Genomic DNA, 24,090 nt, shown 5'->3' on the forward strand with positions numbered 1-24,090 from the left:
TGTACGAAGAAAGCTGATGGCAGGAGGACGAGTCTGCCCAAAATCAGGCGATGGGGGCCTCAGGACAGCCAATTCTGGCGCTACGAGCCCAAAATCGGCCCCTGTCTGCTCAATCAAAGCCCGATTGCACCGAAATCGGCGTAGCCAAGACGGTAGATCAGACGTTCCTTAAATACTTCAGCGATCTCGGGCTGACCGAAATGACGCCATATTCTGACCTCCTCGGGCTCGGTGCTTTGCGCGCCGTTTGTCCCATTCGCGGAGCGCCGTTCCATTGCAACGTAAAGTAAGCTTTGTGCGTCGCCCAGATTTGGACTGCCAAGACTTCTTCTGACGCTCTCAAAATCAGCACCCACATGATTGAGATCTCTGGTAACGCCCAGCGAAAACGCCTCATTGGCCTTCTTCACCAACCAGAGACCTGACGCGTCGGGATAGTTTTTGCCAAAAAGGACAAGCGTCTTTGCTTCCATATGCGATGTCTCCGGGTACCAAGCGCGTCTTTCTAGTTCAGATAGTCGATAAATTTCTCGGGAACATCGCAATAGATCAAATGCTCCTCGCGCCCGCTCAAGGGTTTAAACACTTCCGCCGCAACGATCTTGCGTAACGCTTCAGCCTTTTCCGCCGGATAACTGTCGAGATTGAGCATTGGGGTATAGGCAATGGCGTTTTCGTCGGTGGGGGGGGTCGCATAGAAGCCATTGCGAATGCGCTCATTCAACTCATATGCAAATTCACTGCTAGGATTGTCCGTTTTGGGCTGCGCCAACCAATGTTCGGCCGCCCCAAGTTGGAATGCCTTTAGCGCGGTCGCGAGGTAGGTATCGGGCTGGCGAATAATCCAGAACGGAATGTGGAACCCATGATCCCAGTTGAAGCCAAGCTGGTAGTGGCGCGCATCTGGTGACGTCTGGGAGATAATCCATTCCACGAGGTCTCGATAGGTCTCATCGTCGTTCTGGTCTGCATAGGCATAATATACCTTTCGCAACTCGGTATCGGCGGACATTTGTTCTGGCGTTTTTGCAGCAGGGGCCGAGGGCTTTGCAGGCGCAGGCGGCTTGCTTGCCATGACGCCCGCCGCCATGCGTTCGCGTTCCGCTTGGGTCTGGTAAGTTGTGCTATGGAACCGACCGGCCAAAAACCATGCGAGTATGGTGAAGTCCGGGCTGTTGCTCGCCAGTTCCACCGCCCTGAGCAGCGACTGGTCGTGCTCCTCCAGATCTTCGGCATGAACGACGCCAGCACAAGTTTCCAGCACCGTATCGAACCGCTTGGCACTCGCAATTGTCCGCGTGTCATCGGTTGCGCCAAAGAATTGGACCCGAGTTAAAAACCCGTCTGCATTATAGTCGATGACGCATCGGCCTTTCACGTCGCCCAACCAGTTCGTTTGGTTTCGCAGAGCCTCTGGGCTGTATTCTTCGCCGTACGTCTTTGCGATCTGCTCCAGCTTTTGGACATGCATGCCGGGGCGCAGTGCATAGAGCCATTTTTCCAACTGTTCGGCGCGTTTGGCCTTCGCGTCTTGCTCAGCACGTTTTCGCTTTGCAGTCTCGTTAAAGGTGCGCAACTCTGCTTCGGTCTGTGCGAACATTTCCGTGTAGAGACCCTCGATCGTCTGGCCCTTCTGTTCAAGTGTATCGAAAATGCCTGACATTTTCTCCGACTCGTTTGCCATGTCCATCGTCATTTTCTGTAGCTGTTCAGGTGACAGGCCGGCACGCTTCAGCAGTCGGTTAAAAATGAAATTAATCATGAAAGGCTCATCTCTCTTCCAAGGTTTTCAAATTGTTTCCAACAAACTTGGCCATTATTTGACTGGCAAATGGCGCTGAGTTGTTAAGTTCTACGAGCGGCACAAACGATTGCAGAGCGCTGATGGAACCACGTGGCGAACAAGCACAGGCACTGCATTGAATGATGGAAAAGGCCAAACAACGAACATAGCCTGCTGTGTTCGTACGAAAGTAGCGCGATGCGCAGGGGCGTCGTGGTGACGTTTCAGGCCCCTTTGATCGCAGCACCAACACGCCCGATCACGAAATCCATGAACAGCCGGGTCTTGGGGTCTTGCCGGCGTCTGTGCGTGAACAGGCAGGCCATTTGCACAGGCACTGGTGGCGTTTGCTCGGCGACTGCTCGAAGTCGACCAGCGCGCAAATGGTCGGCCACCTCGAATAACGGCTTCATAACGATGCCATGACCGGCAACCGCCCAATCAGTGAGCACGTCGCCATCGTCGGACTCGTAGCGCCCCTTGACCTTGAACCGCTTTGGGCCGTCACGCGTTTGGAGGCGCCATTGAAATTCGGTTGCGCCGGGGAAGCGTAGGTTCAAACACTCGTGGTTCTGGCTAAGCAGTTCGTCCCCCGAATTGGGAAAGCCGCGTGTATTGAGATAACTTGGCGCGGCACACAGCACGCGCTCTACATCGGCGATCTTGCGGATACGCAGTGTGCTATCTTCGGGTTCGCCCAGAAAGAACGCAAGGTCGAGACCTTCGGTGGTCAGATCAACCTTACGGTCCGTGAGGCGCAACCGTACAGACACCTCGGGGTATTGTTCGATGAAGGCTGGCACCTGCGGCGCAATCAGGCGGCGTCCGACCCCCAAGGGTGCTGCCACATAGATTGATCCACGTGGATTTTCGGTGATGTTCACCACCTGCGCCTCGGCCAGTTCGACGGCTTCCAGCACTTCTACCGCGCCGGTATAGAACAGACGGCCCTGTTCCGTGGGCGTCAGGTTGCGGGTGGTGCGTTGGAACAAACGGACAGACAGATGATCCTCAAGCTGCGCAATGCGTGTCGATGTAACGGCGGGAGAAATGCGCAGATCCCGACCGGCGGCAGACATGCTGCCTAATTCGTAGACACGAACGAAGGTTCTGATGTTGTCGAAGTAGGACATTATTCGCAGATTTTTGATACAGCTTGGAGTTTCATCGGAATAGCAGAAGAATGGCTCTGTCGCTAGTCTGGTGCAAACCCCAAAGCCGGAGCCTTTTTGCCATGTATGATTTCGCTGTTCTCTGGGACTGGATCGCCTTTGCAGTGCGTTGGCTGCATGTCATCACCGCGATGGCTTGGATCGGTGCAAGTTTCTACTTCATCGCGCTCGACCTGATGCTGAAACCTGCAGAAGGCATGCCCGAAGGCGCCTATGGCGAGGAATGGGAGGTGCATGGTGGTGGGTTCTATCATACGACCAAATATCTCGTTGCCCCCGACCGGTTGCCCGAGCATCTGACCTGGCACAAATGGCAGAGCTACACGACATGGCTTTCGGGGGCTGCGCTGTTGATGATCGTCTATTGGGTTGGCGGTGAGTTATACCTGCTCGACCCGACCAAGGCTGATTTGGCGCTGTGGCAAGGGGTCGTGATTTCTGCACTGTCGCTGACCATCGGCTGGCTGCTGTATGACTTCTTGTGCAAATCCGCGCTGGGCGAACAGCCTACCGTTTTGATGTTGCTTTTGTTTGCGATCCTCGTGGTGATGGCGTGGGGCTATGATCAGGTGTTCACGGGCCGCGCGGCGCTGCTGCATTTGGGGGCGTTCACGGCAACGATCATGACGGCCAATGTGTTCTTCATCATCATGCGGAACCAGCGGATCGTCGTGGCTGACCTAAAGGCGGGGCGTACGCCTGATCCGAAGTACGGCAAGATCGCCAAGCTGCGGTCGACGCACAACAACTACCTGACGCTGCCGGTGATCTTTCTGATGCTGTCGAACCACTATCCGCTGGCTTTTGGTACCGAGTTTGCGTGGTTGATCTCGTCGTTGGTGTTCCTGATGGGTGTTACGATCCGGCACTACTTCAACTCCATGCACGCGGGCAAAGGTCAGCCGAACTGGACATGGGCGGTCACGGTTGTGATTTTTATCGCGATTGCATGGCTGTCGACGCTGGGCGGGGCCGAGACCTATGACGAGGCGACAGAGCGTCCTATGACCGAATTCGAGATGCGTTTTGCGTCCGCTGATGGGTTTGAGGACGCGTATAACGTGGTGCAGGGCAATTGTTCGATGTGCCACGCGCGCGAGCCGCTGTGGGACGGGATCCGTTGGGCGCCCAAGGGTGTCTATCTGGAGACAGAGGCCGACGTGGCGCAGCACGCGTATCAGATTTACCTACAGGCGGGACGGTCACACGCGATGCCACCGCCGAACGCGATCCAGATGGATGTCGAAGCGCGGGCGCAGATCGTGGCGTGGTATCGGGCGGTGGAGTAGGGGGTGATGCAACGCGGCGAATGGCTGGTGTGAGCCCGACTCGGCCATTGTGATTTTGTGCTGCGAGCGCGCGCAGCAAGAAAAATGCGGCATGAGCGAAAAACTTCGTGCTGCCGTGCCGCTAAAGAAACGGTCATTCGAGGGTCTCGCAGCACGGACTAGATGCAAAGTTACGGGTCGGGGACGAAGGGTGAATTTGCTGAGGCTGCGCCAATGGCGGCTATGGATGAACCTACCGTGTCATAGACGATCATTTCCACCGGTGACAAAAACGTACGGGTTTTGTCGCATTCTGTGATGCGTGCCAACAATAAATAAGGTCCCTGGCTTGGAGCCGTTCGTCATTTCGAGGCGATCTTAATCGTCGGGTAATTCCTGCGACGGCAAGAGGCCAATTCCACCGGCGCTGTTCTTTTCATAGACGCCCGGTTTTCAAGACGCCGCCGATAGCAAGGCCCAGTCTTGGAGCAAAAACACCATTTGAGCCGCAACTTGGCAGCGCCCCATGTCTGCTGCATCCACTGCGATTTTGCTCATCTGTGCAGCGGATTTAAGCAACTGGCTTTCTCCGTGCTGTCCCGCAATATCACAGACCACTTTGCAGCCGGATACAACCTGAGGGGCGAATAAGGGCGCGGCACTTGCATTTTTCCCATTCGGGGTCGCATCAATCAGGATGTCTGCGCAGCCTGCGCCGCCAATCAAAGTGTTTGGCCAAAACTGCTGCACCAATGACACCGTCTGAGTCAATCGGGTGTCGTCAGAATCGCTGAGGATAAGCCGTGCAGCACCTGCATCGCAAAGGGCGTCTATAATGGCACGGCCAGCACCGCCGCCGGCACCCATGATCTGAACACAGGCGCCGTTGACGCGGCCACCTGCCTTTGCGATTGCCTGCAGCAGTGCCGCGCCGTCGGTTGCATCGCCACACAGCGATCCGTCAGCCTCGCGGCGCACTGTGTTCAGCGCGCCCAAACGGGTGGCGCGTGTGGTCATTGTATCGACCTGCGTGTAGGCCGATTGTTTGTGCGGATAGGTGACCGAGCACCCCAGAAACGTGTTCGATGCCCGCAGTACATCCCAAAAGCTTGTCATGTGCGACGCAGGGATGTTCATCGGCACCATGGTTGCATCAACGCCATTGGCCTTGAACCACGCATTTATCGCAGGTGGGGACACAACCCCCGCGACGGGGTCCCCGATGATTGCAAACAGCTTGGTCCTGCCTGAAATGCTCACTCAATCGCCTCCGTTCGAAATAGCTTGACTCAAATGAATGCATATATCTAAAAATGTCCAACGTTTTTGTTTTTACGGTGTAGAAATCATGTTCTCTCGCAAGTCTTCAGATGACAGTACAATTGTTGAGCTGCTGGCCTCTTCGCTGCGTCGCGATATTGCGTTCGGGACTTTGCTACCGGATCAAAAACTAAAGCTTAACGAACTGCGAACCCGCTATGGTGGCTCTAACCACTCCATGCGCGAGACGCTGCGCATCTTGTCGACCGAAGGCTTGGTTGAGGCGACAGCCCAGCGTGGTTTCCGCGTCACCTCCGCCACCGAAGACGACGTGCGCGATATCGCGATGGTCCGGTGTGAAGTCGAAAAGCTGGCCTTGTTGCGTGCGATCGAGCTGGGCGACATCGCGTGGGAGGGGCGTGTCATGGCCGCACATCATGCCTTGCAAAAGGCCGAGGACGCGGCAGCCACAAACCCTGATGATCTGGTCGCGCTAGAATGGGACGAGGCCTGCCGCGCATTTTCTTACGCCTTGATCGATGCCTGCGACAGCCCCCGCCTGATAGACCTGCAACGCAAGTTCTTTGACCAAAGCCGCCGCTTTCGGCTGGCCCAGATGCGCGAGGGGCGTCTGGACTGGGCGGGGCGCAAGCACCGGCAAAATGCACTGCTTGACGCGGTTCTGACGCGCCGTGCCGAAGACGCTTTGGCGCTACTACACGAAGATGTCGCAGCAGAGCTTCGACAATAAATACGACAGATTGTCATTTAGGGAGGAAAACATGACACATCTCAATCGCCGCAAAGCGCTGACCCTGATGGGCGGAACCGTCGCAGCAGCAGGGCTTTCGGCCCCAGCATATGCACAAAACAATACGGTCAAAGTTGGCGCGTTGCGGTTCACATCGCATTCCGCAAGCTTCATCGCGAAAGAGCGCAACTACTTTGCCGACGCAGGTTTGAACGTCGAGTTCGAATTCTTCCAAGCCGCCACACCTATGGCGGTCGCGATTGCCTCGGGCGACGTGGATTACGCGGTCACGGCTGTTTCGGGCGGCCTGATCAACTTGGCCGAAAAAGGTGCCATCAAAGTTATCGGTGGCGCGTTGAGTGAAGAAGACGGCATCGACGGCCAGAAGTTTCTTGCGTCAGACGCAGCATTCCAAGCGGGTGTGACGTCATGTGCGGCTCTTGATGGGAAGCGCTATGCGGTGACGCAGTCGGGATCGTCGTTCCACTACATGGGGTCGAAAATGGCGCAGGCCGAAGGCATTGATTTGTCGTTCGTGCCTTTGCAAAAGGTCGGCGCGATCATTGGCGCGATGAAATCCGGACAGGTGGACGGATGGTCCATCGTGCCGCATATCGCCAAGCCTTTGGCGGGCTCAGGCGCGCTTCATATCATCGGCAATGTCGCGGATTATTTGCCCAATTATCAGGTGACGATTGTGTTCACCTCGGCAGCCAATGCCGCCGATGAGCGTGGCCAGACAGAGGCGTTTTTAAACAGTTTCTCGCGTGGCGCTGACGACTATGCCGCCGCGATGATCGAGGGCACCGCCGATCAGGACGAGATGGTCGATCTGATCCACAAATACGTCTACACAGACCGCGAGCGCGCCAAGGCGGCCCCGTCCATCATCAATGGCACCATGCGCATCAACACTGGTGCGGCGCTGAACATCGCCTCAATCAAGGACCAGCTGGATTGGTTCAAGTCCGAGGATCTTGTGGATGCGAGCATTTCAATTGATCAGCTGGTTGACCAGTCCTACGTGGACATCATCGGCGCTTAACTGATCAAAGCGGAGCTGGCATGCTGCTGGCTCCGCTTCCTGTTTCAAAGGGGTCCCCATGGACATTCGGCTGGACGCCATAGGCCATTCCTATGACGATTTTGAAGTGATGCGCGACATCTCGCTGGAATTTCCAAGCGGGCAGATTGTGTGCATTGTTGGCCCGTCGGGTTGCGGTAAATCCACGCTGTTGCGGTTCATCGGCGGCTTGGAAAAGCCCAACCGCGGCCGCGTTCTGCAACTGGGCGATCCCCCCAAAGGCTGCCTAAACCCGCTGACCTATATTTTCCAAGATTTTGCGCTGCTGCCATGGCGGTCTGTCTCTGGCAACATTTCGTTGGTGCTTGAGGATCACGGGATTAAGGGCGCGGCCGCCAAGTCCATTATCGACGATGTGCTGTCGCGCACAAAGCTGACCGATTTCGCCAAGGCGCTGCCAAAACAACTGTCGGGCGGGATGAAACAGCGCGTGGCCATCGCGCGCGCTTTGGCCGTGAACCCGGCCGTTATGTTGATGGATGAGCCCTTGTCGGCGCTCGACAGCCAGACCCGCGAATTGCTGATGGATGACCTGGTTGAGCTGTGGACCCGCCAGCCTTTTACCGCCGTCTACGTCACACATAATCTGGCCGAGGCGGTGCGCCTTGGGCACAAGGTTGTGGTGCTGTCGCGCAGGCCGGGGCAAATCCGTGAAGTTGTCGATATTGAGAAACCTCTGGCCGCGCGTGAATTCGGTGATGCCGATCTTGACCGCGCGCAGAAACACCTGTGGCAATTGATGCGCGACGAAGCGCGGGCGGCCGATGCGGAGTTGCTTCATGGATAATGCAGGAAAATCCGTCGCGTTTCGCGGCGGTGGCTTCGCCCCACAATCACGCCGTTGGGTCGGTGTGACGGTGTTTGTCGCACTGATCATTTTCATCGAATGGGGCACACGGTCGGGCTGGATCTCGTCGCTGTCGTTGCCGCGCCCGTCAGATGTGCTCGACACGTTTCGCCAGCTTTATGACAGCGGGTTGCTCTTCAAACATATGCTCCCCAGCCTGTCGCGATTGTTCGTAGGCGCGCTGATCGGGGCCAGCATCGGGATCGCTGTCGGCATCATGATCGGCCTGTTTTCCTATGTGCGCTCTGGCCTTGTGCCGCTTGTCGCCGCTATTTTCCCCATCCCGAAAATCGCGTTGCTGCCGCTCTTCGTGATCTGGTTTGGGATCGGCGAAGGCTCAAAATACGCGCTGATCGCCTTTGGGACGTTTACCCCGACCGTTGTCGCCACCTATGGCGCAGTTGATAACGTGGACCGCACACTGATCCGCATGGGGCAAAGCTTTGGCCTGTCATGGTGGTCTATCGTGCGCAAAATCGTGCTGCCCGGTGCGATGCCCGGCATTCTGTCGGGCCTGAGGATCAGCTTGGCCATTGCGATCATCTTGCTGGTCGCCGCCGAAATGCTGGGGGCGGAATACGGCATCGGGGCTTACATCCTTGAGGCAGGCTCGCTCTATGATCTTGAACGGCTGTTTGCAGGGGTTGTGATCCTGTCGCTCTTGGGGGTTTTGATCAGCGCGCTTATTGGCACGCTCGAGCGCCGCTTACTGGGCTGGCGGACCTGATGCGCAAACCCGAGTGTGACTATGACGTCGTCGTCGCCGGGGGTGGTGCTGGTGGTGTCGGTGCGGCATTGGGGGCGGCTCAAGCGGGCGCAAGGGTGCTGCTGGTTGAAAAATACGGATTTCTGGGAGGGGCTGCGACCAACTCCCAAGTCTTGGCCTACTGCGGGTTTTTCCAGCAGGGCCCTGAACCGATCAAAGCCGTCGAAGGCGCTGCGGATCTGGTCTTGGACGCATTGCGCAAACTCGGTTTGGATTGCGAACCCTTCTCGTCGCCCACAACGCTAAACTGGATCATCCTGTTGGAGCCGGAGGTTGTCAAACTTGCGCTAGACCGTGTCCTCGCCGCGAGCGGGGTCGAGGTTCTGTTGCACACACGCATTGCCGCCGCGACCCGCACCGCTGACAAAATCCAATCGGTGACGCTGGCCGGCATGGATGGCCGTACCCGTGTCTCTGCTGAGAACTTTGTGGATGCAACCGGCGATGCCAATCTGTCGCTGGTCGCAGGTGTGCCCTGCCGGACCGGAGATTTTGAAGGTAAGCTGCAAGCCATATCTGCCCCTATCCGCATCGGCGGGCGTGACCAAAGCGTCCCAATAGATCGAGAGGCCATCATAGCCGCCTTTAAAACCTATGGCGGTGACTGGCCGTCTGCCCGTGACGACGGCGGAATTTTTACCATCGTCCCGAATACTGGCGAAATGTGGTGGATGATGTTTGACCACCCGATGGACGACCTCAGTTCGGACAGCTTTTCGCGCGCTGAACGGGCATCCCGCGAAGCAGCCCATGACTATGCCGCGCTTTTGCGCGCTCATGTTCCAGGATTTCAGAACGCCTATGTCGTGCAAACCGGACCCCAGATCGGCATCCGAGAAAGCCGGCACCCCGCCGCGCGCTATGAACTGACCTATGAGGACATCGCAACGGGACGTCAGCGCGAAGACGGCGTCGCCAAAGCGGCGTGGCCCATGGAGGATCATGCCGTCCCGGGCAAGCCGGTTTACACGCCGGTCGGCGGCGAAGGCTGGGCCTCGATCCCGCTAGATGCGTTGCGCGCAAAGGGTATCGACAATCTATATTTCGCAGGACGCACGATAGGCGCGGACCCGCGTGCCTACGCTTCAATTCGCGTCATGGGCACAGCTTTCGCAACAGGCGATGCGGCAGGGCGCGCCGCAGCGCAAACGTTTAAAACCTTTTAGAAGGTGTCACGCCTGTGGGCATGGACCGAAAACCCGTTCGCGGTGCGTTGCGGCCATAGGCCCGAAGGGCGTTAAGAGGCCACAAATATGGCTTCGTATCGTTATAGTCGGGTTTATCTGTAACCATCCCAATCACGCCAGTTCGCACCGCCTACAGCAACGGCGAAGCGGACCTTTATCCAGATACAACGAAAGGTCAGATTGAAATCCGGCGTGGTTGCCTCGTTAGAATGGCTGCTTTGTTGAACAATGCCCCACTGCCATAAATTCCTCGCTGCGGTTGCGAGCTCATGCTGCATCAGCAATAACCGCGACTGCAAAAGGCCGGTTTGTCCGCATTGCTGACGTCCGTGAAGACCCGCATCCTGGCTGGAAGATGCGGGTATCACACCGTCTGGCGCCCGCTTAAAGCACAGACTCAAACAACGCCCGCGTGTTGGCCTCGGTCATGGTGACGGGGTTGCCGCCTGTGGACGGGTCGTTGAGCGCGTTGCGGATCAGCACGTCGAGGTTGGCGTCCTTCACACCCAGACCGGTGAGCGTTTTTGGGATCGCGAAGCCATCGTTGAACTGATCGACAAAGGCGCAGAAGCCGTCGAAGCCGCCCTCAATTCCCAGATACCCCGCCGCGCGGTCAAAGCGGTCGCGAATGGCGTCGGCGTTGAACTTGAGAACGGTGGGCATGAAGACGGCGTTGGTGGTGCCGTGGTGCGTGTGGTGATGCGCGCCGATGGGGTGCGACAGGGCGTGGATCGCGCCGAGGCCTTTCTGGAAGGCGGTGGCACCCATGGCGGCGGCGCTCATCATGTTGGCGCGGGCTTCGATGTCTGTCCCGTCGGCATAGGCGCGCGGCAGGTTGTCGACGACAAGCTTCATGCCTTCGAGCGCGATACCCTGGCTCATCGGGTGGTAATGCGGGCTGGAATAGGCCTCCACGCAATGGGCAAAGGCATCAAGCCCGGTGCCAGCGGTGATGAACTTGGGCATGCCCACGGTCAGCTCCGGGTCGCAGATCACCACGGCAGGCAGCATCTTGGGGTGGAAGATGATCTTTTTCTCGTGGCTTTCCGAATTGGTGATGACACTGGCGCGGCCCACTTCGGACCCTGTGCCTGCCGTGGTGGGTACGGCGACGATGGGGTGGATGCCAGCAGGGTCTGCGCGGGTCCACCAGTCACCGATGTCTTCGAAATCCCAGAGTGGGCGGGATTGGCCCGCCATGAAGGCGAGGGTTTTTGCGAGATCGAGGCCGGAACCGCCACCAAAAGCGATGACGCCATCAAAGCCGCCTTCGCGGTAGACCTTGAGACCTTCTTCGACGTTCTTTTCATTCGGGTTGGGATCAACATCCGAGAACATCGCACGCCCCAGACCCGCCTGTTCGACGAGGTTCAGGGTCTTGGTGGTGATTTCCATGTCCGCAAGGCCCCTGTCAGTGACGAGGAGCGGTTTGGTGATACCAGCGGCAAGGCAGGCCTCGGCGATTTCCGAGATGCGGCCTGCGCCGAAACGCATGGCGGTGGGGTAGGACCAGTTTCCAGTCAGCGACATCGGCTTATGCTTTCTTGAGATGGTAGGATTTGGGGCGTGTCAGGGCCTGATACGCCAGTTTCGAAAGACCTTGCCCACGGCCGGTATCCTTGCAGCCGGTCCAGCACAGCGCAGGGTCCAGATAGTCGCAGCGGTTCATAAAGACGGTGCCGGTCTCAAGTCGGTCGGCAATGGCTTCGACGGCGACTGCATCATTGGAGAAAATCGCAGCGGTCAGGCCGAACTGGCTGTCGTTCATCAGCGATATGGCTTCGTCGTCATCCTTGACCGGCATAATGCCGACGACGGGACCGAAGCTCTCGTCGCGCATGACGCGCATCTTTTGTGTCACGTTCGTCAGGACCTGCGGCGTCAGGTATGCGCCGCCATCGTCGGCTGGCATCGTGCCGATAAGGGCTGTGGCACCATCAGCCAGCGCCTCTTCGATCTGGGCGCGAACCTCATTGGCGAAGCGGACATTGGCCATCGGGCCCATAGTCGTGTCTTGCTCAAGTGGATTGCCGAGTTTCTGGGCGTTTACCCAAGCAACGGCTTTTTCGACGAACTGATCGTAATGGCTCTCGTGTACATAAATCCGCTCGATCCCGCAGCAGCATTGCCCGGCATTGAACATCGCTCCGTCCATGAGGCCATCAACTGCTGCATCGAGATCGGCATCGGCACGCACATAGCCAGGATCTTTGCCACCCAGTTCAGTGGAGACCGGGATGAAGGTGCCAGCGGCGGCGCGCTCCATCGCCTGACCGCCGCCAACCGAACCGGTGAAGTTGACGAAATCTACAGCGCGTTCGTTTATTAATGCAGAGGTTGTGTCATGGTCGAGCACGAGGTTCTGGAACACATCCGCGGGAACACCAGCGGCGTGAAGTGCTTCGGCCAAGTGCTCACCAACAGCCAATGTCTGGCCCGCGTGTTTCAGGATCACAGAGTTTCCTGCGATCAACGCGGGCGCGACGGTATTGATCGCGGTCATGTAGGGATAGTTCCACGGTGCTACGACAAGGACGACACCCCATGGCACCCGCTTGATCACGCGGCGGGCGGTGGCGCTGTCCTCGATCTGCATCGGAACAAGGCTTTCCTCTGCAACGTCAGCCATATAGCTCAGCCGTTCGTTGAACCCGCCATACTCACCACCATAGCGGATTGGGCGGCCCATCTGGTGGGCCAGTTCAGTCGCCATGCGATCGGTCTGCCGGCCAATGATTTCACCAGCCTTGCGCACCAATGCGATACGTTCCGAAACGGGCCGGGCGGCCCAGTCTGATTGTGCGTCAGCAGCTCGTTTAGCAGCGTCGAAAGCGGCGCCGTGGCTCAGCACATCGCGCGTGAGGTAAACTGATCCGTCGATCGGTGAGATCAGGTCAACAGTCTTGGTCATGTCTTAGGCTCTTTCAAATCCGCGCTGGAGTTCCCAGTCGGTGACAACGGCGTCAAAGGCTTCTTGTTCCACCTCGGCTGCGCGGGTGTAGTGGTCGATTACATCGTCGCCCATCGCTTTGCGGAGCATGCTGGAACTGCGCAAAGCTTCTGTTGCGGCACGCAGGGTGTTCGGAATCTCGGGGATGTCGGTCATGTTGTAAACATCTCCTGAGACCGGGTCTTCCAAGGACAGTCCTTCCTCCATCCCTGCGATGCCAGCGGCAAGCTGGGCGGCGCACGCGAGGTAGGGATTTATATCGCTTCCGGGGATACGACACTCGATCCGTACACCTTTGGTGCCATCGCCGACAAGGCGGTAACCCGCAGTGCGATTGTCGACGGACCATGCGATTTTGGTTGGGGCAAAAGTGCCCGGCAAGAAGCGTTTGTAGCTGTTCACGTACGGCGCAAGGAAAACTGTCATGTCAGGGGCGTATTTGATCAGGCCTGCGACGTAGGCTTTCATCGTTTCCGACATGGTCAGCGCGGCGTCGCCGTCGTGAAAAACGTTTGTGTCGCCCTTGAACAATGACTGGTGGACATGCGCGGCGCTGCCGACTTTGTCGGCCCGCCATTTGGGAAGGAACGTCGCGGCGTGGCCCTGCATCTGGGCGATTTCCTTGACGGCGTGTTTTGCGACGGTGTGATTGTCGGCACAAGCCAGCGCGTCTGCGTAGCGGATGTTCAGCTCTTCTTGCCCGGTTTCAGCTTCACCCTTGGAGTTCTCGACCGGGACACCAGCCGTCACAAGATGGTTGCGGATCGGGCGCATGACATGTTCCTCACGGGTGGTCTGGAGGATGTTGTAATCCTCGTTGTAGCCACTGATTGGAACCATGTTTCGAAAGCCGCCTTTGCGGATGTCGTCAAAGCTGTGTTCGAACAGAAAGAACTCGAGCTCGGTCGCCATCATCGGGGTCAGGCCCATTTCAGACAGCCGCGCGACCTGTTTCTTAAGCATCTGTCGCGGAGAATGCGGTACGGGGTCGTGTGTGTGGTGATCAATGATATCGCACAAAACCATCGCTGTGCCGTCGAGCCACGGCATCGGGCGCAGCGTCTCTAGATCGGGCTTCATCACATAGTCGCCATAGCCCGCTTCCCAGCTGGTGGATTTGTATCCATCTGGTGTCGCCATTTCGAGGTCGGTGGCCAGCAAGTAGTTGCAGCAATGTGTCTCTTTCCAAGAAGATTCCAGGAAGTTGGAGACATGAAAACGTTTGCCCATCAGACGGCCCTGCATGTCGACCATGCAGACCAGAACGGTATCGATTTCGCCGGTTTCGGCTTTGGCTTGCAGATCGTCTAAATTCATCGCGGCCTCTCTGGTCTGGGGCGGCCAACTCCTTAAAAGGAGTTGGCCGTTTTCTTTCAGGAAAACGCCCCCGGTATGAAGCGGGAGCGTTTCGTCTATTCGAACGTGTACGGTGCGCCCGCTTGGTTAATGACGCTGTTATACTCGCGGAAGATGTTGATGATCTTTTCCTGAATTTCGCCTTCGGCTGCAATCTCGGTCCAGAACTCTTTCGCGGCGTTTTCGACCTCGGCCCATTCGTTGGCGGGCACCTGGCGCAGGGCCAGCTTGTCGCCGTTTGCGCGCAAGGCCGCTTCGCCACCCCAGTACCACTGGTTGCGATAGGTGTGACCAGCTTCGGTCGCGGCCATCACGACCGACTTGAGGTGATCCGGCAGGTCTGCCCAGCGTTCCTGGTTTACGAACCATGAGCCGATCCACGCACCCGAGATGTTGTTGGTCAGGAAGTAGTCAGTTACGTCTGCCCAGCCCACTGTGTAATCTTCGGTGATGCCGGACCATGCCATGCCGTCCAATTCGCCCGTCTGAACCGCGACTTCGGCGTCTTCATACGGGATCGAAACAGGGACGACGCCGAACTTCGACAAGAAGCGACCGGCAGTCGGGAAGGTGTAGAGGCGCAGACCATCAAGATCAGCCACCGAGGTGATTTCCTTGGTCGTGTTGAAGTTACAGGGATCCTGACCCGCAGCGGACAGCCATTTGACACCGACCTTGTTGTATTCTTCTTCCCAGATTTCCTTTAGGCCATACTGGTTGAAGAGCACAGGCACGTCGAGGATGTGCTTTGTCGCAAAGGGAAAGTAGCCACCGAATTGGCGTAGCGGAGTCGGCGACGCCATGGAGTCGTCGTCCGAGTGCACACCGTCGATGGTGCCGCGCTGGAGCGCTTGGAACAGCTCACCGGTTGGCACGATCTGGTCGGCGTAGAACAGTTCGACCTGAAGTTCGCCGTTCGAGTTGTTGTTGATGTAGTCGATGACCGGTTTGGTCACGTGCTCACCGAGAGCAGCACCAGCATAGGTCTGGAAGCGCCACGTGATTGCCGATTGTGCTTTGACAACGGCGGGTGTGGCAAGGCTGCCGACACCGGCGATGCCGGCTGTTTTGAGAAACTTACGTCTTGTCGTCATATCATTTCCTCTCTGAAGGTTGATTGAGCTCCGTTACCGGAGTCTTGGTTATGGTTATTTCCCATATACGTATTCCGGCAGCCAAAGCGCGATCTGCGGAAAGATCATGACCACGGCGAGCGCCGCGACCATCACCAGCACAAATGGGATGATCGACACGTAGATATCGCGCAAGCCGATTTCCGGGGGGGCCATCGCACGCATCAAGAACAAATTATAGCCGAAGGGTGGGGTCATGTAAGCGATCTGAGTCGTGATCGTATACAGGATGCCGTACCAGATCAGGTCGAAACCAAGCGCCCCAACTAGTGGCACGTATAGCGGTGCCACGATGACGAGCATCGCTGTATCATCAAGGAACGTGCCCATGACGATAAAGCTCAGTTGCATCAGGATTAGGATCACCCAAGGGCTGAGGCCCAATTGATCGGTGAACAGGTTCTCAATTGCTTTGACGGCGCCTAAGCCGTCGAACACTGCACCAAAGGCCAATGCGGCAAGGATGATCCACATAAACATACATGAGATGCCAAGCGTCTTGCGGACCGAATTTTCGAACACTTCGCGGGTCATGCGGCCTTTGAGGACGGCCGCCATGAAGGCGGCAATTGCGCCGATGGCAGAGCTTTCGACCAAGGATGTCCAGCCGTTCACGAACGGGACCATCATGATGAAGAAGATCGCCAGAGGTAGCAATCCAGCCCGCAAAAGGCGCAGCTTTTCGGAACGGGGAATATCGCGTTCGGCCGCTGGAAGAACCGGGCCAAGCGATGGGTTCATTTTGCACCGGATGACGATGTAGAGGACGAACATGGTCGCCATCATCAAGCCAGGGATCACGCCAGCGAGCCACAGCTGGCCGACCGGTTGACGGGCGATCATCGCGTAGAGGACCAGCACCACCGAGGGCGGTACAAGGATACCTAGCGAGGACCCGGCTTGGATCACTCCCGTGACCATGCGTTTGTCGTATCCTCGCCTGAGTAGTTCGGGCAGTGCAATGGTGGCACCGATGGCCATACCTGCGACGGACAGGCCGTTCATCGCCGAGATCAGGACCATCAATCCGATCGTGCCGACAGCTAGACCACCCGAAAGGCCCCCCATCCAGACGTGGAACATCTTGTAGAGGTCATCCGCGATGCGGCTTTCGGACAGGACGTAGCCCATGAAAATGAACATCGGCAGCGTCAGCAGCGGGTACCATTTCATCAGCTTCATCGCGGCCGAGAACCCAAGGTCGTAGCCACCCCGGTCACCCCAAAGGAAGAATGCAGCCATGACGGCAACGAAGCCAATCGCGCCAAACACGCGCTGGCCGGTCAGCAGCATCAGCATCATGGTCGAGAACATGAGCGCCGCAATCATTTCGTACGGCATCAGACCTTGGCCCCCATGTCATGTCCCTTGAGGCGCAGGATGTCTTTGGCCAATTCGCAGAGCACTTGTAGCAGCATCAGGAAGATACCAATGATCATGATCACTTTGATTGGCCAGAGATACGGCCGCCATGCGGTCGGGCTGCGTTCGAGGAAGCCCAGTTCTTCGCTGCCCGTCGCAAGGCCTGCAAAAAAGCTGATAGGCTCTGATCCGAAGTATCCCAGCGAATAGGCTGTGGATGCAATGCCGCCGTAAAGTAGGAAGCCAAGGTAAACGATCAGGAAGACCACAGTCATTGCATCAATGGCTGCTTGGCGACGGTCACTCAATTCGCCATAGATCAGGTCCATCCTGACGTTTGACCCCATCTGGATCGAATAGGGGCCACCAAGAATATAATAAGCGACCATCGCGAACTGGGCCATTTCCAGCGTCCAGAGCGAGGGGACAAAGAATACTTTGCTGATCGAGGACCATAGTAAGATGCCCATCATGACAAAGATGCCATACATCACGACGCGCCCGATCATACGATTGACCGGGTCGATCACGCTGACATAAGCCTTGAGCGCAGCAATCATTTTGCCACCTGCGGTGTCAGCGCTTTGGTGAGCATGTCTTCCAGGATTGTCGCAAAGCGCGTGACGCCAGCGGGGGCTGAAACAAGATCATTGCGCACTTCGATCATCACGTTTTGCAAGCCACGCGGGATCGCGTGTTCGCGCAAAGTGTGTGTGACACCGTCTGTGACGGAATAGGGCGCGTTCAGCTGAACCTTCAAGCTATCAGGCGCGGTTACCAGCATGGCACGGGCCAAGGCGGCGTCGTTGTCATGCAGAAGACCAAGCTCGAGGTCGCGCGGCTGGCCGAACCAGGTGGGCGTAAATGAATGGATCGTTACGAGAGCGGGTGGCGTGTCGAACCGATCAAGCGTTTCGACCAAAAGGGTTCGGAACGGATCATATACTTCGGATACGCGGGCCTGCCGTGCCTGATCGCTCAGATCGAGGTTGCCGGGAACATCTACCACTTCGGATTTCGTGGGAATGGCACCCGGTGCACTGGGTGGGCGATTGCAATCATAGACCAACCGGGACACCCGTGATGTGACCAGTGGTGCATCGAGCGACTTGGACAATGCAATTGCCAAATCACGTCCGCCGATATCCCATGCAGCATGGCTCAGCCGATGCTCGGGCGCGACGCCCAGATGTGCAAGGGATGTGGGGATAAAGGCGCTTGCATGTTCGCAGACAAGGCAGATCGGAGCCGTGCCGTTTGGGTTGATAACCTCGGCGGCAGGACCGTCATCTGCGCTCAGAATCGTATGATGTGTCTCTGTGCTCACGTGGGTCATTAGTGAGTTGACGTCCGTGCCTGTCAAGACATTTTCGTTGATTATTGTACCAAGATAGGGAAGGATGTAGCGATTGCTACAAAAGGCATCGAACGATGGCAAAACCCCTTTCGGTAAAGGACAGATTGCACGACAACGCGGGAGTGTTGACCCCGGCAGAACGGCAATTGTCCAGTGTTTTGATGCGTGACTATCCCGTTGGAGGGTTACAATCCATCACCCGTATTGCCGATGCTGCGGGGGTATCGACGCCCACTGTTATTCGGCTGGCCCGCAAGCTGGGGTTTGACGGGTTTCCAGAACTTCAGGCTGCGATGCGCGATGAAGCTTCCGCGCAGTTCAAGACGCCGATCCGAAAGCGTGATGGATGGGGCGATGCCAAGCCAGGATCAGCCGCGTTTCACGCCTTTGCCGAAGCGGTGTTTGATAACCTCAGCCGAACCATCGACAGGTTGGAGCCAGGCACATTGGATGCAATTGCTGGTGTCCTCGCGGATCGCCGCCGACCTGTTTATCTGTCCGGTGGACGGATCACGCGGTCGAACGCGGATTACTTTTACAACCATCTTCAGATTATTCGGCCAAGTGTGACACTCCTTGGGGCATCTCCAAACGTCTGGCCACAGTACATTCTGGACATGGATCAAGCGTCTGTTCTGATCCTGTTTGATATCCGGCGTTATGAACGCGACCTTGAACGTCTGGCCGAACTTGCCAGGGAACGGAATGCAGAGATCATTCTGTTCACTGACCAGTGGGGATCGCCGATTTCGGGGTTGGCCAATCATATCGTCAACGCAATGATCGAAGTGCCATCAAGCTGGGATTCAACGCTTGCGATCAACCTGATCATCGAAGGCTTGATTGCCGAAATCCAAACTCGCGTGTCCGATACGGCGCAAGAGAGGATCGAGGCGCTGGAAGATATGTTTCGATCTACACGAATTTTCCGAAAATCGACCTAACACGTCTAAACTGCTAAGATCACGATCCCAATCGCTACGACGCTCGCGGCCATCATGCGACGTCGGGCTGGACCCTCGCGAAGCCAGATCACGCCGATGAGGGCTGCAAAGATCACGGATGTTTCGCGGATGGCTGAGACAATGCCGATGGGGGCCAGCGTTTTGGCAAAGAGAGCGAGGCCATACGCCAGACCCGAAATAACGCCCCCAATTAGGCCAAGGGCTAACGCTTTGCGACTGATCGCCCGCGCGCGGTCAAAGCGAGATGCGATTACAAATACTGCCACACAAATCTCGGCAGCAAAAAGCCAAACCACATAGCCGACAGGTGACCCGGACACGCGAATTCCAATGCCATCGACGACCGAATACGCGGCGATAATGGCTGACGTCAGGAGGGCCGCCCCGATGCCGCGTTTGTCGGTGTTTCGTACAGCGGCAAGGATCATGATCCCGGCAGACACGGTCAGAATGCCGACCCACGACCAGAGTGACAGAAATTCATCAGCCCATACCATCGCACCCAAGGCAACCATGACTGGGGCGGTGCCGCGTGCGATTGGGTAGATCAGGGAAAGGTCGCCGTACCGGTAGGACGTGTTGAGGAAATAGTAGTAGGCCCAATGAATCACTGTCGATGCGATGATGTAAGGGAAGGCTGCCGCAACGGGTATCGGAACGAACGGCAAAAGTACCAGCGCAGGGACACAATGCCCGGTCGCAACAAGGCCCAAGGTAATGGCGCGATCCCCGGACGCCTTGACCAGCGCATTCCAGAGCGCATGCAGCAACGCCGCCAAAAGGACAATGGCAAGAACTGCAGATGTCACCCGTTGGCCTTGATCGCGTCGATTACGATGGTGAGTGCGGTGGTAAGGTCGGCCTCGGAGATGACCAGCGGAGGAGACAGGGTAAGAACATTGCCCGCGCTGATCTTGAAGCTCAGGCCTTTGTCTAGACTGGCGTAGTAGATACGCTCGGCCCGATCAGGGTCGGGTGTGCGGCTGTCACGATCCGTGACAATCTCAACCCCAAACATTAGGCCACGCCCCCGAATGTCACCGACATGCGATTGATCGCGCAGAGCGTCTTTCAGGCGATCCTGCGCAAGTGCGCCCAATGTAGCGGACCGGTCAACAAGGCCCTCATCGTCAATAATATCAAGCGTGGCCAGTGCAGCCCGGGCCGTCACTGGGTTCTTTTCATGGGTGTAGTGCCCAATTGCAAAGTCCCCGGCCACGTCGAGCCCCTCACGTGCAATAATCCCCGCTATGGGGAGCATGCCACCGCCAAGAGCTTTGCCAAGTACAACGATGTCGGGTTCAATCTCGTCGTGGTCAAAGGCGAACATTCGGCCTGTTTTGCCGAGGCCAGTTGGGATTTCATCCATGATGAGAAGCGCGCCGTGTTTGTGGCAGGCGGCCTGCACCGTTTTCCAGTAGCCGGGTGGTGGCACAACCGGCACCGCGCGCATCGGTTCCGCGATAACAGCGGCGACATCACCTTCGCGTTCCAGTGCATATTCGACCATTTTTGCGCAGGCGAGAGCGCAGGTTGCGGGGCCGGGGTGGCCGTAGGCGCAGTGATAGCAGTGGAACGGGGCGACGTGTTCTGCGCCGGGCAGGAGCGGGCCTGCAATGTGGCTGCGAAAGGTTGCTTCGCCGCCGACGCTTGACGCGCCGAAGCCTGCGCCGTGGAAGGCGTCCCAGAAGCTGATCGTCTTGAACCGGCCGGTTGCCGCGCGGGCAAGGCGCAGAGCGACCTCGACGGCGTCTGATCCGCCTGTGGTAAACAAGACTTTGTTCAGGTCACCGGGGGCGATTTGGCCAAGGCGTTCGGCAAGGCGGACTGAAACATCGTTGGTGAACCGTCGGGGGGAAAAGGGCAGGGCGTCGATTTGGTCTTTAACCGCTTTTACGAGGCGCGGGTGGCCGTAGCCGATGTGATGCACGGAGTTTCCGTGGAAATCCATGAAGCGGCGGCCAGAGGTGTCTTCGATCCAGATGCCTTCGGCTTTGGCGATTGTGGATAGGCATGGGGAGGAGAGCGACTGGTGCAGGAACGCGTCCGCATCGCGCACGAGCAAATCACGCGTTTCGTTATGCGTTTCGCGCGCGGACCAATCGGCCCGCGCGGCACTGGTGTTGGCTTCGCCTTCGGTGTGGCGGATCACCCCGGCCATGGCAGGGAATAGGTTTTGACGTTGGTGAAGAACTTCATCGCTTCGATAACGCCCTCTTTCACGCCATTGCCGCTGTCCTTGATGCCGCCGAAGGGGGACATCTCGATCCGGTAGCCGGGCTGTTCCCAGATGTTACAGGTTCCAACGTTCAGGCCGTTGATGTACGCAATGGCCCGGTTTAGGTCGTTGGTGCAGACGCCAGAGGATAGGCCGAAATCGGTGCTATTTGAGATGCGCATCACCTCTTCGTCGTTGTCGGGGACGCGGACGATGGGGATGATGGGGCCGAAGGTTTCCTCCATAACGAGTTCGCTGTCATGGGGGACATGGTCCACGACAATCGGCGGCAACAGTGCGCCTTGGCGACCGGGATCGTACAGGACCTTTGCTCCCTGATCGGCGGCCATATAGACGCGCTTTTCGAAAAGCTCTGCGGCTTGGGCATGGATCACGCAACCGAGTTCTGTGGCGGGATCCTGCGGATCGCCGAATTTGATTTTCTTGGCCTTCTCAACCACCAGCGGGACAAACCTGTCCGCGACGCTTTCCTGCACGAGGATGCGCTTGATCGCGGTGCAGCGTTGGCCAGAGTTGCCGGTTGCACCTGCGACGGCGATGGTCGCGGCCTTGTCGAGATCGGCATCGCTCAGGTCATTGCAGATGATCAGGGGGTCGTTGCCGCCGAGTTCCAGGGCGGTGCGTTTGTAACCCGCCTTGGCGGCGATGAGTTTGCCGACGGGCACGCCACCTGTGAAGGTGATGATGTCGATATTATCGTTTGTGACCATCTCATCCCCGATATCGGCGGGCATGCCGGTGACCACCTGGAACATCTCGGGCGGCAGACCGGCCTCATACAGGATATCGGCCAGCGTGAGCGCGGTGAGTGGCGTCAGTTCTGTTGGTTTGCAGACCATGCAGTTGTTGGTGGCAATCGACGGTGCGATCTTGTGGCTGACCATGTTCAGCGGGTGGTTGAACGGGGTAATGGCGCTGATCGCTTTCACCGGTTCGCGCATCGTGAAGATCTTGCGGGCTTTACCGTTATGGGTGAGGTCACACGAGAAAATCTCGCCATCGTCCTTGAGTGCCTCGGCGGCGGCGAATTGGTAGACGTCTTGCGCGCGCTTGGTCTCGTAAATGGCATGCTGGTGGCAGATGCCCAGTTCCAGCGTCAGCCACTTGGCAAGGTAGTCTCGGCGGTCGCCGATAATCTCGCCTGTGCGTTGCAGGATTTGGCTGCGTTCGTAGCGGGTGAGTTTCGACTGATAGTTCGCAGCGATTTCGAACGCTTTGCGCGCATGTTCGGTGGTGCCCATGGGAACGGTGCCGATCACTTCATCCGTGTAAGGATAGCGGACTTCGAGGCGGTCTTTGGTATCGACCCTTTCACCACCGATGCGCATCTGGTCGTGGCGGACTTCGGTCATGCGGGAACCTCTTCCAGCGCGGCAGCGGCTGTGGCGTAGAAGAACGCATCGAAGTTGCGCAGGGTCGGTGCGTTGGGCAGGTCAATCACGCGGTTCACGATGAACGGAACCTCCTGTTCGGTCAGGCCACCATGACTGCGCAGGGGTTCTTTCAGTGCGGCAAGGTCATGACGGTGGGCGCTGGTGCCGATGGTCATGTTCTCGGTCGAGATCATCACGATGTCGCCAATCCGGTCGGCGGGCAGTTCGTATTTCTGGACAGCTGTCGCCTTGTCCACCACTTCGAGCATCTCTGGAAGCTCACGCAGGCGGGCGATGATGTCAGCCTGATCTGTGCCAGAGGGCAGGTAGGCAGTGGCAAACGATCCCAACGCGCCGTGGTGCACGACATAAGGATCGGTGATTGGCAGGATCACGCGCGCGGTTGCCTCGCCCAGCCAGTCATCAAGGACATCTTGCACGTAGATCACGGCCGGATCGCCGTTCGCGTCATGCTTGGGCTTCATGCCGTGGTCGGCGGTCACGACAATGGCTGCGCCCATCGCGTCAAGCTCTGTCAGGTAGCGGTCGAACATCGCGTAGAAGTCTTTGGCGCCCTGTTCATCGGGCGCGAACTTGTGCTGGATGTAGTCGGTGGTGGACAGGTACATCACGTCTGGCTTCCACTCTTTCAGCAGCTTCACACCGGCGGCGAATACGAATTCGGAAAGATCGGCCGAATAGACTTCGGGTACCGGCATGCCGAGCCAGTCTGATGCCTTGTCGATGCCGTGCTCTGCCTCGGTGGTGTCGCCGGAGCGTTCCGAGGAGAATGCGATGGCGCGATCTTCGTCAAACTTCAGGCCCGCCCCCAACAGCGCGCGCAGCTTGTCCTTGGCAGTGACGACGGCGACTCGTGCGCCTGCCTCGTAGAACTTGGAGAACACGGTCGGCGCGCGCAGGAAGCGCACGTCGTTCATCATCACTTCTTCGCCAGCTTCCGGTTCATACAGGAAGTTGCCGCAGATGCCATGCACGGCAGGCGGGCGGCCTGTCGCGATGCTCATGTTGTTGGGGTTGGTGAAGGACGGGATCACCGAATAAGCCAGACGGTCTGTCCCGGTTTCGCGGATGCGTTTCAAGGTTGGCATCAGGCCTTCGGCGATGGCCACCTCGAGATATTCGGGTTCGCAGCCATCGAGGCAGATGGCAATCGCGCAGGTCTTCGGCGCGGGGTAGGTGCGGTCATTGGCGACCACGGAGTTCTTAATCGGCATAT

At 57.7% G+C, this 24,090-nt stretch carries 22 protein-coding genes; 7 read left to right on the forward strand and 15 right to left on the reverse strand.

The window, feature by feature from the left end; all coding sequences use genetic code 11:
• Window positions 1-113: 113 nt before the first annotated feature.
• The 3 genes from ACTG4M_RS09345 to ACTG4M_RS09355 form a co-directional block, all read right to left on the reverse strand.
• Window positions 114-473: a hypothetical protein gene (locus ACTG4M_RS09345; protein WP_439123382.1), complete on the reverse strand. Its 360-nt coding sequence runs from the start codon at window positions 471-473 to the stop codon at window positions 114-116.
• Between the two features lie 32 nt (window positions 474-505).
• The gene (locus ACTG4M_RS09350; protein WP_439123383.1) at window positions 506-1,762 is read right to left on the reverse strand and encodes a DUF4274 domain-containing protein; all 1,257 of its coding nucleotides are present in this window, start codon (window positions 1,760-1,762) and stop codon (window positions 506-508) included.
• A 245-nt stretch (window positions 1,763-2,007) separates the two neighbouring features.
• Window positions 2,008-2,916 (reverse strand): LysR family transcriptional regulator, encoded by a 909-nt coding sequence (locus ACTG4M_RS09355; protein ID WP_439123384.1) that lies wholly within the window; start codon window positions 2,914-2,916, stop codon window positions 2,008-2,010.
• Window positions 2,917-3,017: 101 nt separating this feature from the next.
• On the opposite strand from ACTG4M_RS09355, the gene ACTG4M_RS09360 reads away from it, so the two are divergent.
• Complete coding sequence (locus tag ACTG4M_RS09360; protein ID WP_439123414.1) at window positions 3,018-4,244, forward strand: urate hydroxylase PuuD; 1,227 nt, start codon at window positions 3,018-3,020, stop codon at window positions 4,242-4,244.
• Between the two features lie 432 nt (window positions 4,245-4,676).
• Here ACTG4M_RS09360 and ACTG4M_RS09365 read toward each other — a convergent pair whose 3' ends face one another.
• Complete coding sequence (locus ACTG4M_RS09365) at window positions 4,677-5,483, reverse strand: shikimate dehydrogenase family protein (protein WP_439123385.1); 807 nt, start codon at window positions 5,481-5,483, stop codon at window positions 4,677-4,679.
• A gap of 88 nt (window positions 5,484-5,571) precedes the next feature.
• Here ACTG4M_RS09365 and ACTG4M_RS09370 point away from each other — a divergent pair, with 88 nt between their 5' ends.
• The 5 genes from ACTG4M_RS09370 to ACTG4M_RS09390 are packed head-to-tail and all read left to right on the forward strand — an operon-like array spanning window position 5,572 to window position 10,097.
• Window positions 5,572-6,234, forward strand: a complete 663-nt coding sequence (locus ACTG4M_RS09370) for a GntR family transcriptional regulator (protein WP_439123386.1) — start codon at window positions 5,572-5,574, stop codon at window positions 6,232-6,234.
• 31 nt (window positions 6,235-6,265) lie between these two features.
• Window positions 6,266-7,279 carry an ABC transporter substrate-binding protein gene (locus ACTG4M_RS09375; protein WP_439123387.1) on the forward strand — a complete coding sequence of 338 codons (1,014 nt, stop codon included), beginning with the start codon at window positions 6,266-6,268 and terminating at the stop codon, window positions 7,277-7,279.
• 58 nt (window positions 7,280-7,337) lie between these two features.
• Complete coding sequence (locus ACTG4M_RS09380) at window positions 7,338-8,105, forward strand: ABC transporter ATP-binding protein (RefSeq protein ID WP_439123388.1); 768 nt, start codon at window positions 7,338-7,340, stop codon at window positions 8,103-8,105.
• Window positions 8,098-8,892, forward strand: a complete 795-nt coding sequence (locus tag ACTG4M_RS09385; RefSeq protein ID WP_439123389.1) for an ABC transporter permease — start codon at window positions 8,098-8,100, stop codon at window positions 8,890-8,892. Before ACTG4M_RS09380 ends, ACTG4M_RS09385 begins: the two co-directional genes overlap by 8 nt.
• Window positions 8,892-10,097, forward strand: coding sequence for an FAD-dependent oxidoreductase (locus tag ACTG4M_RS09390; RefSeq protein WP_439123390.1), 1,206 nt, complete (start codon window positions 8,892-8,894; stop codon window positions 10,095-10,097). The genes ACTG4M_RS09385 and ACTG4M_RS09390 overlap by 1 nt, the downstream gene beginning before the upstream one ends.
• Before the next feature lie 405 nt (window positions 10,098-10,502).
• Here ACTG4M_RS09390 and ACTG4M_RS09395 read toward each other — a convergent pair whose 3' ends face one another.
• The 7 genes from ACTG4M_RS09395 to ACTG4M_RS09425 form a co-directional block, all read right to left on the reverse strand.
• Complete coding sequence (locus ACTG4M_RS09395) at window positions 10,503-11,648, reverse strand: iron-containing alcohol dehydrogenase (protein ID WP_439123391.1); 1,146 nt, start codon at window positions 11,646-11,648, stop codon at window positions 10,503-10,505.
• Window positions 11,649-11,652: 4 nt separating this feature from the next.
• On the reverse strand, window positions 11,653-13,029 hold the full coding sequence (locus ACTG4M_RS09400) for an aldehyde dehydrogenase family protein (protein WP_439123392.1): 1,377 nt from the start codon (window positions 13,027-13,029) through the stop codon (window positions 11,653-11,655).
• Between the two features lie 3 nt (window positions 13,030-13,032).
• Complete coding sequence (locus ACTG4M_RS09405) at window positions 13,033-14,385, reverse strand: glutamine synthetase family protein (protein WP_439123393.1); 1,353 nt, start codon at window positions 14,383-14,385, stop codon at window positions 13,033-13,035.
• Between the two features lie 95 nt (window positions 14,386-14,480).
• Window positions 14,481-15,518 carry a TRAP transporter substrate-binding protein gene (locus ACTG4M_RS09410; RefSeq protein ID WP_439123394.1) on the reverse strand — a complete coding sequence of 346 codons (1,038 nt, stop codon included), beginning with the start codon at window positions 15,516-15,518 and terminating at the stop codon, window positions 14,481-14,483.
• 54 nt (window positions 15,519-15,572) lie between these two features.
• Window positions 15,573-16,898: a TRAP transporter large permease gene (locus tag ACTG4M_RS09415; RefSeq protein WP_439123395.1), complete on the reverse strand. Its 1,326-nt coding sequence runs from the start codon at window positions 16,896-16,898 to the stop codon at window positions 15,573-15,575.
• Window positions 16,898-17,479, reverse strand: coding sequence for a TRAP transporter small permease subunit (locus ACTG4M_RS09420; RefSeq protein WP_439123396.1), 582 nt, complete (start codon window positions 17,477-17,479; stop codon window positions 16,898-16,900). The genes ACTG4M_RS09415 and ACTG4M_RS09420 overlap by 1 nt, the downstream gene beginning before the upstream one ends.
• Window positions 17,476-18,255: an N-formylglutamate amidohydrolase gene (locus ACTG4M_RS09425; protein ID WP_439123397.1), complete on the reverse strand. Its 780-nt coding sequence runs from the start codon at window positions 18,253-18,255 to the stop codon at window positions 17,476-17,478. The genes ACTG4M_RS09420 and ACTG4M_RS09425 overlap by 4 nt, the downstream gene beginning before the upstream one ends.
• A gap of 95 nt (window positions 18,256-18,350) precedes the next feature.
• Between ACTG4M_RS09425 and ACTG4M_RS09430 the strand changes: the two genes are divergently transcribed.
• Window positions 18,351-19,220 carry a MurR/RpiR family transcriptional regulator gene (locus ACTG4M_RS09430; protein WP_439123398.1) on the forward strand — a complete coding sequence of 290 codons (870 nt, stop codon included), beginning with the start codon at window positions 18,351-18,353 and terminating at the stop codon, window positions 19,218-19,220.
• A gap of 5 nt (window positions 19,221-19,225) precedes the next feature.
• Here the strand turns inward: ACTG4M_RS09430 and ACTG4M_RS09435 are convergent, their stop codons facing one another.
• Genes ACTG4M_RS09435 through phnA form a run of 4 tightly spaced genes read right to left on the reverse strand, consistent with a single transcriptional unit; the run spans window position 19,226 to window position 24,088 of the window.
• Window positions 19,226-20,050, reverse strand: coding sequence for an EamA family transporter (locus ACTG4M_RS09435; protein ID WP_439123399.1), 825 nt, complete (start codon window positions 20,048-20,050; stop codon window positions 19,226-19,228).
• Window positions 20,047-21,402 (reverse strand): (R)-1-hydroxy-2-aminoethylphosphonate ammonia-lyase, encoded by a 1,356-nt coding sequence (gene pbfA / locus ACTG4M_RS09440; RefSeq protein ID WP_439123400.1) that lies wholly within the window; start codon window positions 21,400-21,402, stop codon window positions 20,047-20,049. Before pbfA ends, ACTG4M_RS09435 begins: the two co-directional genes overlap by 4 nt.
• Window positions 21,390-22,832, reverse strand: coding sequence for a phosphonoacetaldehyde dehydrogenase (phnY, locus tag ACTG4M_RS09445; protein WP_439123401.1), 1,443 nt, complete (start codon window positions 22,830-22,832; stop codon window positions 21,390-21,392). The genes pbfA and phnY overlap by 13 nt, the downstream gene beginning before the upstream one ends.
• Entirely contained in the window at window positions 22,829-24,088 is a 1,260-nt protein-coding gene (gene phnA / locus ACTG4M_RS09450) for a phosphonoacetate hydrolase (RefSeq protein WP_439123402.1), read from the reverse strand. Before phnA ends, phnY begins: the two co-directional genes overlap by 4 nt.
• Between the last annotated feature and the right edge of the window lie 2 nt (window positions 24,089-24,090).

This window comes from Marivita sp., from assembly GCF_965656765.1.
GTDB lineage: Bacteria > Pseudomonadota > Alphaproteobacteria > Rhodobacterales > Rhodobacteraceae > Marivita.